Genomic DNA, 14187 nt, shown 5'->3' on the forward strand with positions numbered 1-14187 from the left:
GAGACCGACGCGCGATGTCAGGTCACGACGCTGAACCGGGGTCGTTCTTTCCGAAACCACGCTGCGCCACGATGAGCTCGGTGTCCGTGCCGGTCTGCCCGGCAGGCTCGGCGCCAGCGACCTTGCTGGCCTTGGGCGAGCGGCGCAGGCCGATCTCGACGCGGTGCGCCAGATACGACAGGAGGAGGCACATCGCGACGTAGATGACGCTCGCGACCAGCGCGGCCTGGATCAGCGGTGAGCCGTACTCGCCGTTCGAGCCGAGAAGTCGTGCGAAGTAGAGCAGTTCGGGGTAGGTGATGATGAAGCCGAGCGCGGTGTCCTTCAGCGTCACGACGAGCTGGGCGATAATGACCGGCAGCATCGCGCGGATCGCCTGCGGCAGCAAGATGAGCCGCATCACACCGGCCTTCCGCAGACCTACGGCGTACCCGGCCTCGCTCTGTCCTCGGGGCAGGGCTTCGACACCGGCGCGGATGACCTCGGACAACACCGACCCGTTGTAGAGGACCAGCGCGATCACGACAGCCCAGTACGACGACATCCTGATGCCGATGACGGGGAGGCCGTAGTACAGCAGCAGCATGAAGACGAGGACGGGGACGGCGCGGAGGAGCTCGACGGCCCAGCCGACCGGCAGGCGTACCCACCGGTGGTCGGACAGTCGGCCGATGGCCAGGATGAAGCCGAGGACGAGGGCGCCGACGGCCGCGACGGCGAAGGCTGCGAGGGTCGCCAGGGTCGCCTGACCGAAACGCTCCCAGATCGCGCTGTAGCTGAATACGTTCCACTTGGCCGCGGAGAACTGACCCGTGTCGATGAAACGCCAGACCACGAAGCCGATGATCGCCGCCACGACGGCGAGCGTCGCGGCGCCGAGGATGCGGTTGCGCACCCGGGCGCGGGGGCCGGGGACGTCGTAAAGGACGGAGGAGCTCATCGGGCCACCTTCCACTTCTTCTCGGCCGCGTTCTGCAGTGCCGCCAGCAGCAGCACGAGAGCGACGAAGACCGCCATCACCAGGACGATGGTCACGAGCTGATTCTCACCGTTCTCGCTCATCGTTGCGCGGATGTTGCCGAGGTTCACCACCGAGAATCCCGCGGCGACGGTCGTGTTCTTCAACAGGGCGATGAAGACGCTCATCATCGGGGGGATCACCGAGCGCGTGGCCTGCGGCAGCACCACGAGGGTCATGACTTGGCCGAAGCCGAGACCGAGGGCTCGGGCAGCCTCCGCCTGACCGACGGGGACGGTGTTGATCCCAGAGCGCAGCGTTTCGGCGACATACGTCGCCGTGTAGATGCCGAGACCGCAGACGGCCAGCCACAGGAAGCTTCCGCGCGGCACGTCGATCAGCAGCGGCACACAGAACGCGAAGAAGAACAGCACCAGCGTCAGCGGGGTGTTGCGGATCCAGTTGACGTAGACGGCACCGACGGCGCGGGCGATCGGCACCGGTGAGACGCGCATCGCCGCGACGATGAAGCCGAGCACCAGGGCGATGAGTGCTCCGCCGAAGAAGAGCACGACCGTCCCCCATAACGCCTGCGCCCACAGGTCGGGGTAGTCGAAGATCTGATTCACCGCACGCTGTCCGTTCTCTGTCGTCGTCTTTCGCGGGTGGTGCGGGCGGCGCGCGAGGCGCCGCCCGCACCCGGGGATCAGCTGACGGGGTCGACCGTGGGCTGTTCGCCGGAGACGCCCGAGGCGCCGAGGTTCGCTTCGAAGATGGCCTGCCACGTGGTGCCACCGTCGGTGAACATCGTGTTCACGAACTCCTGGAACGCAGCGTCGCCCTTGGCGATACCGACGCCGTAGCGCTCCTCACTGAAGGGCTCACCTGCGATCTTCAGGTTGTCGGGGTCCTGCGCTGCGTATCCGAGCAGGATGGCCTCGTCGGTGGTCACGGCATCCACTTCACCGTTCTTCAGCTTCTCGACGCACTGCGAGTAGGTGTCGAACTCGACGACCTGCGCGGGAGTCTGCTCGCGGATGCGCTGGATAGGAGTCGAACCCGTCACCGAGCACACGGTCGTCTCGGCGGTCAGCGAGTCCTTGCCCGTGATGGTGTCGTTGTCGGCGGCGACGAGAAGTCCCTGGCCCGTGAGGAAGTAGGGTCCGGCGAAAGCAATCTGCTCTTTGCGCTTGTCGGTGATGGAGTACGTACCGACGTAGTAGTCGATGTCGCCGTTGATGATGGCCTGCTCGCGGTTCGCGGAGGCGATCGCCTTGTACTCCACCTTCGAGGAGTCGGCGGGGTCGAATCCGAGCGAGGCGGCGATCCACCGTGCCACGTCGACGTCGAAGCCCTTGCGCTCACCCGTGACGGGGTCAAGGTAGCCGAGGCCGGGCTGGTCTTCCTTCACACCGACGACGACCTTGCCGGCAGAGGTGATCTTGTCGAACGTGGGGCTGCCCTCGATGGTCACGTCGGTGGCGACCGCACCGTAGACGGGCTCGTCGCCGGCGCCGCCTTCGGCGCCGGGAGCCGCGCCGGGGGTGCCGCTGTTGCAGGCCGTCAGGGCCAGCAGGCCGGCGGCGACGATGCTCGCGCCGGCGAGAAAACGTGTCTTACGCATGTGATGTCTCCTTAGTTACGTGTGCTGTGCGGATAGATGGGTCTCGGGGGACGGCGCGGCGAAACCCTCGGGGGTGGGGACGCTCGCGCCTCGGCGAAGAACCTCCTCGTTCGTCGCCGTCATGATGGGTGCCGTCAGTGCGTGATGAGCTTCGACAGGAAGTCTTTGGCCCGGTCGGACTGGGGGTTTGTGAAGAACTGCTCGGGCGCGGCTTGCTCGACGATCTGCCCGTCGGCCATGAACACGACGCGATTGGCGGCCTTGCGGGCGAAGCCCATCTCGTGCGTGACGACGATCATCGTCATGCCGTCCTTGGCGAGACCGACCATGACGTCGAGCACCTCGTTGATCATCTCGGGGTCGAGGGCCGAGGTGGGCTCGTCGAAGAGCATGACCTTCGGCTTCATCGCCAGTGCGCGCGCGATCGCGACGCGCTGCTGCTGCCCACCCGAGAGCTGTGCGGGGAGCTTGTCGGCCTGGTGCCCGACGCCCACGCGATCGAGGAGCGCACGCGCCTCTTTCTCGGCATCCGCCTTCTTCATCTTGCGGACCTTGAGGGGGCCGAGGGTGACGTTCTCGAGGATCGTCAGGTGCGCGAAGAGGTTGAACGACTGGAAGACCATGCCCACGTCGGCGCGCAGCTCGGCCAGACCCTTCCCCTCTTTGGGAAGCTCCTTGCCGTCGATGCTGATGGTGCCGCTCGTGATCGTCTCGAGACGGTTGATCGTGCGGCAGAGAGTGGACTTTCCCGACCCCGAGGGGCCGATGACCACGACGACCTCGCCGCGGTCGACGGTGAGGTCGATGTCTTTGAGCGCCTGGAACTGCCCGTAGTGCTTCTGGACGTCGGAGACGACGACAAGCGGCTCGGAGGTCGTCGGGGGAACGGATGCCATGCCCCCACACTATGAGGGCGACGCGCCGCCGACCACCTTCCGACGCGCGCCTTAACCGTTCTGTAACAGCCGCTGTCAGCGCGCCCGCTGGGCGAATGCCGTCTCGTAGAGGCACACGCTGGCTGCCGTGGCGAGGTTGAGCGACTCGGCGCGACCGTAGATCGGAAGCCGCAGCGCCAGGTCGGCACGAGCGAGGGCTTCGTCATCGAGACCCCGCGCCTCGTTGCCGAACAACCACGCGGTCGGCTCGGCGAGCACCTCGCGCGACGCGAGGAAGTCGTCCCCGCCGACATCGGCGGCGACGACGCGAAGACCCGCCTCGTGTACGCGCTCCACCACGTCGGCGAGTTCCAGATCGACGGCCACCGGGAGGTGGAACAGCGACCCCGTCGTCGAGCGGACGACCTTCGGGTTGTAGGGGTCGACGGTGCGTCCGGTGAGGATGACGGCATCCGCCCCCGCCGCGTCCGCGGCGCGGATGATGGTGCCGAGGTTGCCCGGGTCGCGGACCTCCTCGCAGATCGCGATGAGCCGCGGGCCTGCCGCGAGCACGTCCTTCAGCGCCGTGGGCGCCTGCCGCGCCACCGCGACGATGCCCTGCGGCGTCACGGTGTCGGCCATGGCATCCAGCACGGCCTCCGTCGTGTACTGCAGATCGACACCGGCCTGCTCGGCGGCGTCGCGCACATCGACGTGCTTCTCGAGGGCCGTGGGGGTGGCGTACACCTCGAGGACCGTCTCGGGGGCCCACGCGAGGGCCTCCCGTGCCGCCTGGGGGCCCTCGAGCAGGAAGAGTCCGGTCTCCTGACGGGCGGCGCGCTTGCTCAGTTTGGCCACGGCGCGTACCCGCGGCGAACGGGGGTTCTCCAGCACGCCCTCAGTGTATGGCTCCCCCGGTATGCACACCGGGTGCCGCGCGGACGCCGCGCCAGGATGCCGCGCCGTGCGCAGCACGATGGCGACGCGGACCCGCCCGGGCGCGCACACAGCAGAACGGGCGCCCTCGCGAGGAGGGCGCCCGTTCCGGGAAGAAGACGCGGGTTACGCGGACTTCGGCGCGTTGACGTCGCTGGGCAGGGCCGCCTTGGCGGTCTGCACGAGCGAGGCGAACACGGCGGGCTCGTTCACCGCGAGCTCAGCGAGCATGCGACGGTCGACCTGCACACCCGCGAGGCCGAGGCCCTGGATGAAGCGGTTGTACGTGAGGCCGTTCTGACGGGATGCCGCGTTGATGCGCTGGATCCACAGACGACGGAAGTCGCCCTTGCGCTTGCGACGGTCGCGGTACGCGTAGACCAGGGAGTGGGTGACCTGCTCCTTGGCCTTGCGGTACAGGCGCGAACGCTGACCGCGGTAACCGGAGGCGCGCTCCAGGATGACGCGACGCTTCTTGTGGGCGTTTACTGCCCGCTTGACTCTAGCCATTTCTGTTTCTTCCTAACGTGCGTCGGCGCTCAGAGACCGAGGAGCTTCTTGGCGACCTTCGAGTCGCCCTTGGCCAGGACCTGCTCCTGGTTCAGGCGGCGGGTGCGCTTCGAGGCTTTGCCTTCGAGGTTGTGGCGCATGCCGGCCTGCTGCTTCATGAGCTTGCCGCTACCGGTGAGCTTGAAGCGCTTCTTGGCGCCCGAGTGGGTCTTCTGCTTCGGCATCTGTCTTCCTTCGTTGGTCTTCCCGGCGGAGCGGGAGTCTGGGGAGCTCTACTCGGCGGGGGCCGAGGAGGGGGTTTCTTCCGAGTCCGAGTCGCCGCGAGCGGCGCTGCGCGCCGCTTCACGGTTCGCCGCGCGCTGGGCGTTCTGCTCGGTCTTGACCTCGGACTTGTTCTTGTGAGGTGCGACCACCATCACCATGTTTCGGCCGTCGATCGTGGGGTTCGACTCGACGGTGCCGAACTCGGCGACGTCTTCCGCGAACTTGCGGAGCAGACGCACACCCTGCTCGGGACGCGACTGCTCGCGACCGCGGAACAGGATCATGGCCTTCACCTTGTCGCCCGCCTGAAGGAAGCCCTCGGCGCGCTTGAGCTTGGTGATGTAGTCGTGGGCCTCGATCTTCAGACGGAACCGGACCTCTTTGAGGACGGTGTTCGCCTGGTTACGACGCGTCTCTTTGGCCTTCTGTGCGGCCTCGTACTTGAACTTGCCGTAATCCATGATCTTGACCACGGGCGGCTTCGAGCTCGGCGCAACCTCGACCAGGTCGAGGTCCGCTTCCTGGGCCAGGCGCAGCGCAGCTTCGATGCGGACGATGCCGACCTGCTCGCCGTTGGGTCCGACGAGACGGACCTCCGGGACTCGGATGCGCTCGTTGGTGCGGGGATCGCTGATGCGGAACTCCTCTTGTATGCGGACGACGGCCGCCGCGATTCGATCGAATCGCGGGCGAAGAGGAGAAACACGCCACCCGGCACGGTGCTATCAGCACCGGCTTCTGCACCCAGGCGACCCCGTGCGAAACGGAGCGGAGTGCGGGAACCCGGTAGCCTGGAGCGGCAAGCGCGGGTGGGATGTGATCCTCTTTCGTACGGAGCGGAAAGCTCCGAAGCCCGCCACAGTCTAGCAGAGAGATTCACGTGGACACGATCCCCTCCGACCAGCCCGCCGACGACCACTCCGCGCACCGTCACGGAGGCGAGGACGAGCGCCTCGCGCGCTGGGAAGAGCAGGAACGTGCGGCATCCTCCGCCACCCGCGACATCGCCGACGTCCCCGCCGTCGAGGTCATCACCACCGCGGCCGTGCACCTCATGAGCGCGGCGGCCGTCAAGACGGGGCTCGCCGACGATCCCACCCACCAGCTCGACCTCGACGAGGCACGCAAGCTCATCAACGCCCTCGCCGGACTCATCACCGCCGGCGCCCCCGAGATCAGCGACATGCACGCGCGGTCGCTGCGCGACGGGCTGCGCTCGCTTCAGCTGGCGTTCCGCGAGGCATCGACGATCCAGGACCCGATCGGTAAGGGGCCGGGAGAGAAGTGGACGGGTCCCGTCACGTAGGTCGTTCGTTCCGGGGGGTACCGGGCTCCGGAATAGCCCCTCCCCGGGGCAAGAGCAGGGCCCCTACCCCGATTGCCCCGGGGAGGGGCCATTCCTGCGCCCTCTCCCTCCGCGGCCGACTCCTCCGTGGCACCCGTAGGGGTATGAGGCGTCCGCCTTCCGCCGATCGACTGGGGAAGGGGACATCCCTGCGCCCTGTGCCGCGGGCCGACGCACCGGCAGCCCCGCCCCCTGTTCTCGAACGACCGCCTGTCGCGGCGCGATCGCACGTGCCGCTCCCGCGCAGCGCGGGGACGGGGTCAGGATTCGTTGCTGCGATGCAGCTTCACCGTGAGCGAGTCGACCAGGACGGCGATGCGGTCGTCGGAAGCCCACCGGCGGGCGATGCGCGCGAGAACCGCATCCAACTCCTCCTGCTCCAGCCCCGACATCAGCTGCAGGTGCACGACGAGCTCCGGCCCGCGCAGACGACCCGTGGGGTCCCCCGACTCCACCGCGAGGTCGAGCACCGCCAGTTCACCCGAGATGCTCTGCTGCAGGCCCGTGAAGATCGTCGGCGAGGTGTGGGCGGGCTCCCACGACTCGCCCTGGGCGATCGCCCAGACGGCGGGGCGGCGGATGACGAACTCCGTCTCGGATCCCGGGTCGATCACGATGAGCTCGGTGTCCTCGGACGCCGCGGCCAGCGCGGTGCGTCGACCATCGGCGGGGACGGGGCGCGCCGTGGCATCCCATGTCTGAAGTGCCGCGACGGAGGTGAAAACCGGGAGGACCTTGCGCCCGTCCGGGGCGGCGACCGTGACGATCGAGAGCTCCTGCGTCTTGTCGACCTCGAGCCCGTGCGCGCCGATGCCGTGATCGCCCTTCTCGGCGACGAGCGGGATCAGCAGGCGCGCCTCGCGGTAGGCGTCGACCACCGCACGCGCATCACCCTCCGCTGCCTGGAACGCGAGCAGCGCCGCGAGCAACGCGGGGTCAGCCGACCCATCATCGCCCGAGTGCGGATTGGGCGAAAAACTGCGGCCCTCCCAGGGGAGGCCCGCCGAGTCGGCACCGGCGCCGTGTGGGCCGTGACCGTGCGACCCGTCTCCGACCGGACCGTCAGTGTCCGGCGACATCCAGTGCCTCAGCGAGCGTGAACTGCCCCGCGTAGAGCGCCTTGCCGACGATCGCGCCCTCGACGCCGAGGGGCACGAGGTCGCGCAGCGCCGCAATGTCGTCGAGGCTCGACACGCCGCCGGAGGCGACGATCGGCTTGGGGGTGCGCTGGGTCATCTCGCGCAGCAGTTCGATGTTCGGGCCACGGAGCGTGCCGTCCTTGGTGACGTCGGTGACGACGTAGCGGCTGCATCCTGCGTCCTCGAGACGCTCGAGCACCGTCCACAGGTCGCCACCGTCGCGCGTCCAGCCGCGCGCGGCGAGGGTCGTGCCGCGCACGTCGAGACCGACCGCGATGGCCTCGCCGTAGCGGTTGATGACGTCGGCCGCCCACTCGGGGTTCTCGAGCGCCGCGGTGCCGAGGTTGATGCGGCTCGCGCCGCTCTCGAGCGCCGCCTCGAGCGTGCGGTCGTCGCGGATGCCGCCCGACAGCTCCACCTGCACGCCCTTGACCTGCTTGATGACCTTGCGCATGACGTTGGCATTGCTGCCACGGCCGAAGGCGGCGTCGAGGTCGACGAGGTGGATCCACTGCGCGCCCTGGCGGGCGAAGTCGGCGGCCGCATCGACGGGGTCGCCGTAGCTGGTCTCGGTGCCGGCCTCACCCTGGGTCAAGCGGACGGCTTTGCCGTCGGCGACATCGACCGCCGGAAGCAGCACAAGTTCGGGCGTGGACGCGAAATCGTTCATGGCTCCTCGCACCCTTCGGCGCATCTCGCCGAGCCGGGGCACGAGGTCACACAGTAGTCGCGCGCAGCCCGTCGATCCAATTGGCGAGAAGGCGGATGCCGGCCTCGCCCGACTTCTCGGGGTGGAACTGGGTCGCCGCCAGCGGACCGTTCTCGACCGCCGCGATGAAGGGCGCACCGTAGGTGCACCAGGTCACGGAGGGCTGCGGAAACGGCGGGGTGACGTCCAGCAACCACTCTTGCGCGGCGTAGGAGTGCACGAAATAGAACCGCTCGCGCTCTATCCCCTCGAACAGGCGCGACCCCTCGCCCGCGGCGACGGTGTTCCAGCCCATATGCGGCAGTACGGGGGCCTTGAGCTCGGCGACCGTGCCCGGCCACTCCCCCAGCCCCGACGTGTCGGCGCCACGCTCGATCCCGCGATCGAACATGACCTGCATGCCGACGCAGATGCCGAGGACCGGTCGCCCACCGGCGAGGCGGCGGTCGATGATCTCGCCCCCGCGACTGGCAATCAGCGACTCCATGACGGCGCGGAACGCGCCGACACCGGGCACCAGGAGACCGTCGGCGTCGAGGAGCAGAGATCGGTCGGAGGTCAGGCGCGCGTCGGCGCCGGCCTCGACGAGCGCCTTGACCGCGGAGTGGACGTTGCCCGACCCGTAATCGAGGACCGCGACGACGGGTTTGGCCGTCACAGCGCACCCTTGGTGCTCGGGATGCCGTCGACGAGGGGATCGAGCGCCTTGGCGTGACGGAAGGCGCGGGCGAGCGCCTTGTACTCCGCCTCGGCGATATGGTGCGGATCGCGTCCGCCGAGGACGCGCACGTGCACGGTGAGCCCCGCGTGGATCGAGATGGCCTCGAAGGAGTGGCGTACGAGCGAGCCGGTGAAGTGGCCCCCGATGAGGTGGTGCTCGAAGCCGACCGGCTCGCCCGTGTGCACGAGGTACGGACGACCGCTGATGTCGACCACCGCCTGCGCCAGAGCCTCGTCGAGCGGCACGAGGGCGTCGCCGTAGCGCGCGATGCCGGACTTGTCGCCGAGTGCCTGCCGGATCGCCTGGCCGAGCACGATCGAGGTGTCTTCCACGGTGTGGTGGGCGTCGATGTGGGTGTCGCCGCTGGCGCGCACGCGCAGGTCGGTGAGCGAGTGCTTCGCGAACGCCGTGAGCATGTGGTCGAAGAACGGCACCGTCGTCTGGATGTCGCTCGCACCGCGTCCGTCGAGATCCACCTCGAGCTCGATGTGCGACTCGCTCGTTTCGCGCGTGATCGAGGCGGTGCGGGGCGTGGCGGGGCCGGTCATGATCGGGATCCTATCGAGGCGAGGGCGTCGAGGAACGCGGTGGTCTCGTCGGCCGTTCCGGCCGAGACGCGCAGGTGGTGGGGGATGCCGACGTCGCGGATGAGCACACCGCGGTCGTACAGGGCCTTCCAGGTCGCGGCCGGGTCATCGACTCCGCCGAACAGCACGAAGTTCGTCCACGACTCGTGCGCCGTGTAGCCCAAGGCCGACACCGTCGCCGAGATGCGGTCACGCTGGGCGACGATCTCGTCGACCATCCCCAGCATCGTCTCGGCGTGGCCCAGCGCGGCGGTCGCCGCCGCCTGGGTCAAGGCGCTCAGGTGGTACGGCAGACGCACCAGGCGCAGGGCGTCGACGAAGGCCGGGTCGGCTGCGAGATAGCCCACCCGCGCGCCGGCGAACGCGAAGGCCTTGCTCATCGTGCGCGAGACGACCAACCGAGGACGGCCGGGAAGGAGCGCCACGGCAGAGGGCTCGTCGCGAGGGGCGAACTCCTCGTACGCCTCGTCGACGATGACGACACCGTCGGTCGCGTCGTAGACCGCTTCGATGACGTCGCGTCGGAGCGGGGTACCCGTGGGGTTGTTGGGGGCGCAGAGGAAGACGATGTCGGGTCGCTGCTCACGGACCTGTGCGGCCGCCGACTCCGCCGTCAAGGAGAAATCGTGCTCGCGGTGCCCGGCGATCCATCGCGCACCGGTCGCGCGCGTGAGAATCGGGTACATCGAGTAGGTGGGTGCGAAACCCATCGCGGTGCGACCGGGACCACCGAACGCCTGGAGGATGTGCTGCAGCACCTCGTTCGAGCCGTTGGCCGCCCAGATCTGCTCGGCACCCAGGCCGTGGCCCACGTACTGAGCGAACGCCTCCCGCAGCGCGGTGAACTCCCGGTCGGGATAGCGGTTGACGTCACGGAGGGCCCGGGCGACGGCATCCAGGATGTCGTCCGCGACCTCCGACGGAACGGGATGCGTGTTCTCGTTCACATTCAGCGCCACGGGCAGCGGCGCCTGCGGTGCCCCATAGGGGGTCATCCCCCGCAGATCGTCGCGAAGAGGGAGGTCGTCGAGGCGTACGGTCACCCCACCCATCGTAGGCGGCGGGCGCCGTGGCGACTCACGCGGCATAGCCGACGCGGAGCGGACGTCAGTTCGTGGGGGCGTACTCGGCCGGGATCGCGATGCGCTGACCGGCCGCCACCGAGCCACCGGACAGGGCGTTGAGACGGGAGATCTGGGCGACGACGTCGCGGGGATCGGCCGCGGGCGCCAGCTCTTCGGCGATCGACCACAGGGTCTCGCCGCTCATGACGGTGACCTCGGCGAAGGAACCGACGGGGGCACCGGTGTCGTTCGAGGCCAGCGCGGCACCGCCGCCGACGATCGCGACACCGAGACCCACGACGAGCGGCAGTGACACCAGGAAGGTGACGACGCGGCGACCGCGCGGCGTGATGCGCAGGCGGGTGGTGGGGGCGGAGATGGCGATGCTGGTCATGGTGTGCTCCTCAGTGGGGAGAGATTCGCACCCCACCCTCGGCCGGGAGGGCGGGAGTGCGAATCTGTATTCCGAATCTATCTTCGATACTGCGAGGGTGTCAAGACGGCGGATCTCGGAGACGAATCGAACGCGACACGCGTCAGGTTCCGTGTGATTCGCCTCGTCGACCGGATACGGTTTCGACACGGAGACCTCACCATCAACCTCCGACATTCGAATTTCCGCCGCCCTTCCCGCGGCGCGAGGGGAGCATCAGATGACCGACGCGACGACCGCCGGCCGCGAACGACCGCAGACGCGTCGGCGGAAGAGCCTCAGCGACAAGCAGCTCGCGATCCTCGAGGTCATCCAGCGATCGATCGCGCGGCACGGGTACCCGCCGAGCATGCGCGAGATCGGCGACGCGGTCGGCCTGAAGTCCCTCTCGAGCGTCACCCACCAGCTGAACCAGCTCGAACTCAGCGGCTACCTGCGCCGCGACCCGGGCAAGACCCGCGCCATGGAGGTGCTGATCGACCTTCCCGGCACCGCCGCCGAGAACCCGGCCGACACCGCACCCTCGGTGGGCGATGCCGCCCTCGTGCCCCTGGTGGGCCGGATCGCGGCGGGCGTGCCCATCACCGCCGACCAGCAGGTCGAGGAGATCTTCCCCCTCCCGCGCCAGCTCGTCGGCAAGGGTGAGTTGTTCATGCTCAAGGTCTCGGGCGAGTCGATGATCGACGCGGCGATCTGCGACGGCGACTGGGTCGTCGTCCGCTCGCAGGCCACCGCCGAGAACGGCGAGATCGTCGCGGCGATGCTCGATGGTGAGGCCACGGTGAAGACGTTCCGCCGCCGCGATGGACACACCTGGCTCCTCCCCCGCAACAGCGCGTTCGAGCCCATCCTCGGCGACGAGGCCGTCGTGCTGGGTCGCATCGTGGCGGTGCTGCGCGCCGTCTGAGATGCGCCGACCAGCGCTCCACCGCGGGCGAGCCGCGGGTGCCGAGGCGGATGTCGCAGGCCCTCCCTAGGCTGGGAGGATGGCAGACACCCTCCCCTACGGTTCCTGGCCCTCACCCATCACCCCCGAGTCGGTGGCGCAGTCGACCCCGCGCGTCGACGGTGCGCGGATCGTCGGCGACGAGGTGTGGTGGGGCGAATCCGTCCCCTCCGAGGCCGGCCGCGTCGCAGTGAAGCGTCGTCGCGCCGACGGCTCCGTCGAGACCGTCCTTCCCGCTCCCGCCAACGCCCGCTCCGCGGTCCACGAGTACGGGGGCGGCGCCTGGACCGCCTCCGACGAAGGCGAGCTCTATTACGTCGAGAGGACCGACCAGCGGGTGTACGCCCTTCGGCCCGGCGGTGGAGCGCGCGCCCTCACCCCGGCCGACGACACCGTGCGCCACGGCGGTCTGCGCTTCGAGCACGGCGCCCTCCTGGCGGTCCGCGAGACGCACGGCGCCGAGCGCGTCCCGGTGCGAGCCATCGTGCGCGTCGCCACCGACGATTCCGGAACCGTCGACGTGCTCGCCGAGGGCAGCCACTTCCTCGCTCAGCCGGCGCTGAGCCCCGACGGCGGTCGGCTCGCGTGGATCGCGTGGAACCACCCCGACATGCCTTGGGACGCCACGATCCTGCGCGTCGCCGACCTCGCATCCGAAGAAGTGCACGACCTCGCGGGTGGCGACGACCGTGCGCCCCTGCAGCCCGTCTGGCTCGCAGACGACGAACTGCTGTACGCCGACGACCCGGGCGGCCGGTGGAACCTCTTCCGTCGTCCCCTCGACGGTGACGCGCAGCCCGTCGCGCCGGCGGACGCCGACACCGGCGGCGGGTTGTGGGTGCTCGGCACGCGATGGTTCGGTGCGGCGGGCGACGGCCGCATCGTCGCGGTGCGAACGGACGGTGCCGACCAGATCGTCGAGATCGCCCCGTCGGGCGTCCGGCCGCTCGACGTCCCCGTGGTGGCCGGCGCCACCGTCGACGATGCGCGCGACGCCCGGGTGCTGATCTCCGGAGCCGATAGCGCGGGCCGATCCGGCCTGTGGCTGGTCGACCTCGACTCCGGCGTCGTCGACCTCGTGACGGGGGGATCCGGCTCCTGGGGTGACGAGTGGATGCCGTCGGCGCGTGCCCTCGAGACGGAGGGGCCGCACGGCCCGGTGCACGCCTTCGCCTACGCACCCACGCATCCCGAGGTCACGGCCCCCGCGGGCGAGCGCCCGCCCTACGTCGTGCTCGTGCACGGCGGCCCGACCTCCCACGTCGGCCCCGCGCCGTCCGCGAAGACGGCGTTCTTCACCAGTCGCGGCATCGGCGTTCTCGACGTCAACTACGGGGGCTCCACCGGGTACGGGCGCGCCTACCGCGACCGGCTGAAGGGCCAGTGGGGCGTGGTCGACGTCGATGACGTCGCCGCGGCGGCGTCGGCCCTCGCCGCGGCGGGGCTCGCCGACCCGGAGCGCCTCGCCATCGCGGGCGGCTCCGCGGGTGGATGGACCGTGCTCGCCGCCGTCACCCGCACCGACGTCTTCTCGGCGGGCATCTCCCGCTACGGCGTCGGCGACGCCCGCGCCCTGGCCGAAGACACCCACGACTTCGAGGCACGATATCTCGACGGTCTCATCGGACCGCTCCCCGAGGCGGAGCAGGTGTACATCGAGCGGTCGCCGCTCAGTCGTCCTGAGCGGTTCCGCGTGCCGCTGCTGATCCTGCAGGGCGCCGAAGACCGGGTCGTTCCGCCATCGCAGGCCGAGGCGATCCGCGACGCCCTCGCTGCGCACGGGGTCCCCCACGCCTACGTGCTGTACGAGGGAGAGGGTCACGGTTTCCGCCGTGCCGAGACGGTCGTCGACTCCCTGCAGCGAGAGCTCGGGTTCCTCGGTGCGGTCTTCGGCTTCGAGACCCCGGGTGTACCCGCTCTCCCCCTCGACTGATCTCCCCCGACCGCGCCGCGGGCCGGATGAGGGGATCCACCGCGACCGTCCGGGATGACACAGCCCGAATAGGCCAGAATCGCCGGTCACCGCTGAACCAGACGCGAAGAGCCCCGCCGAACAAGACTCGGCGGGGCTCTTTC

At 69.4% G+C, this 14187-nt stretch carries 17 protein-coding genes; 3 read left to right on the forward strand and 14 right to left on the reverse strand.

The features are described 5' to 3' along the window. Nucleotides 1-22 precede the first annotated feature (22 nt). From FHS07_RS00840 to infC, 8 genes are all read right to left on the reverse strand, one after another. Nucleotides 23-940, reverse strand: a complete 918-nt coding sequence (locus FHS07_RS00840; RefSeq protein ID WP_183418033.1) for an amino acid ABC transporter permease — start codon at nucleotides 938-940, stop codon at nucleotides 23-25. Continuing rightward, nucleotides 937-1587 carry an ABC transporter permease subunit gene (locus FHS07_RS00845; protein ID WP_183418034.1) on the reverse strand — a complete coding sequence of 217 codons (651 nt, stop codon included), beginning with the start codon at nucleotides 1585-1587 and terminating at the stop codon, nucleotides 937-939. Before FHS07_RS00845 ends, FHS07_RS00840 begins: the two co-directional genes overlap by 4 nt. A gap of 77 nt (nucleotides 1588-1664) precedes the next feature. Next, nucleotides 1665-2582 carry a glutamate ABC transporter substrate-binding protein gene (locus tag FHS07_RS00850; protein WP_183418035.1) on the reverse strand — a complete coding sequence of 306 codons (918 nt, stop codon included), beginning with the start codon at nucleotides 2580-2582 and terminating at the stop codon, nucleotides 1665-1667. A gap of 134 nt (nucleotides 2583-2716) precedes the next feature. Beyond that, entirely contained in the window at nucleotides 2717-3478 is a 762-nt protein-coding gene (locus FHS07_RS00855) for an amino acid ABC transporter ATP-binding protein (protein WP_183418036.1), read from the reverse strand. A 75-nt stretch (nucleotides 3479-3553) separates the two neighbouring features. Beyond that, entirely contained in the window at nucleotides 3554-4351 is a 798-nt protein-coding gene (locus tag FHS07_RS00860; RefSeq protein WP_183418037.1) for a TrmH family RNA methyltransferase, read from the reverse strand. A 168-nt stretch (nucleotides 4352-4519) separates the two neighbouring features. Next, entirely contained in the window at nucleotides 4520-4903 is a 384-nt protein-coding gene (rplT, locus tag FHS07_RS00865; protein WP_058232312.1) for a 50S ribosomal protein L20, read from the reverse strand. A gap of 29 nt (nucleotides 4904-4932) precedes the next feature. Further along, nucleotides 4933-5127, reverse strand: coding sequence for a 50S ribosomal protein L35 (gene rpmI / locus FHS07_RS00870; RefSeq protein ID WP_013583375.1), 195 nt, complete (start codon nucleotides 5125-5127; stop codon nucleotides 4933-4935). 48 nt (nucleotides 5128-5175) lie between these two features. Then, nucleotides 5176-5820, reverse strand: coding sequence for a translation initiation factor IF-3 (gene infC, locus FHS07_RS00875; protein WP_343054650.1), 645 nt, complete (start codon nucleotides 5818-5820; stop codon nucleotides 5176-5178). A gap of 227 nt (nucleotides 5821-6047) precedes the next feature. On the opposite strand from infC, the gene FHS07_RS00880 reads away from it, so the two are divergent. Next, nucleotides 6048-6473 (forward strand): DUF1844 domain-containing protein, encoded by a 426-nt coding sequence (locus FHS07_RS00880; protein WP_425488132.1) that lies wholly within the window; start codon nucleotides 6048-6050, stop codon nucleotides 6471-6473. A gap of 299 nt (nucleotides 6474-6772) precedes the next feature. Here FHS07_RS00880 and FHS07_RS00885 read toward each other — a convergent pair whose 3' ends face one another. The 6 genes from FHS07_RS00885 to FHS07_RS00910 all read right to left on the reverse strand — a co-directional run bounded on the left by FHS07_RS00885 (nucleotide 6773) and on the right by FHS07_RS00910 (nucleotide 11126). Then, nucleotides 6773-7591, reverse strand: a complete 819-nt coding sequence (locus FHS07_RS00885; protein WP_183418038.1) for an SseB family protein — start codon at nucleotides 7589-7591, stop codon at nucleotides 6773-6775. Beyond that, nucleotides 7575-8321, reverse strand: a complete 747-nt coding sequence (gene priA, locus FHS07_RS00890; RefSeq protein WP_058232307.1) for a bifunctional 1-(5-phosphoribosyl)-5-((5-phosphoribosylamino)methylideneamino)imidazole-4-carboxamide isomerase/phosphoribosylanthranilate isomerase PriA — start codon at nucleotides 8319-8321, stop codon at nucleotides 7575-7577. Before priA ends, FHS07_RS00885 begins: the two co-directional genes overlap by 17 nt. 46 nt (nucleotides 8322-8367) lie before the next feature. Continuing rightward, entirely contained in the window at nucleotides 8368-9018 is a 651-nt protein-coding gene (hisH, locus tag FHS07_RS00895; RefSeq protein ID WP_183418039.1) for an imidazole glycerol phosphate synthase subunit HisH, read from the reverse strand. After that, nucleotides 9015-9629, reverse strand: coding sequence for an imidazoleglycerol-phosphate dehydratase HisB (gene hisB / locus FHS07_RS00900; protein WP_183418040.1), 615 nt, complete (start codon nucleotides 9627-9629; stop codon nucleotides 9015-9017). Before hisB ends, hisH begins: the two co-directional genes overlap by 4 nt. Beyond that, nucleotides 9626-10711, reverse strand: coding sequence for a histidinol-phosphate transaminase (locus FHS07_RS00905; protein ID WP_425488133.1), 1086 nt, complete (start codon nucleotides 10709-10711; stop codon nucleotides 9626-9628). Before FHS07_RS00905 ends, hisB begins: the two co-directional genes overlap by 4 nt. Nucleotides 10712-10775: 64 nt before the next feature. Then, nucleotides 10776-11126 carry a LysM peptidoglycan-binding domain-containing protein gene (locus tag FHS07_RS00910; protein ID WP_183418042.1) on the reverse strand — a complete coding sequence of 117 codons (351 nt, stop codon included), beginning with the start codon at nucleotides 11124-11126 and terminating at the stop codon, nucleotides 10776-10778. Between the two features lie 259 nt (nucleotides 11127-11385). Between FHS07_RS00910 and lexA the strand changes: the two genes are divergently transcribed. Further along, complete coding sequence (gene lexA, locus FHS07_RS00915) at nucleotides 11386-12072, forward strand: transcriptional repressor LexA (protein WP_183418043.1); 687 nt, start codon at nucleotides 11386-11388, stop codon at nucleotides 12070-12072. Between the two features lie 79 nt (nucleotides 12073-12151). Further along, nucleotides 12152-14044: a S9 family peptidase gene (locus FHS07_RS00920; RefSeq protein ID WP_183418044.1), complete on the forward strand. Its 1893-nt coding sequence runs from the start codon at nucleotides 12152-12154 to the stop codon at nucleotides 14042-14044. The last annotated feature ends 143 nt before the right edge of the window (nucleotides 14045-14187 follow it).

Source organism: Microbacterium proteolyticum, from assembly GCF_014192415.1.
GTDB classification, from domain to species: Bacteria; Actinomycetota; Actinomycetes; order Actinomycetales; family Microbacteriaceae; genus Microbacterium; species Microbacterium proteolyticum.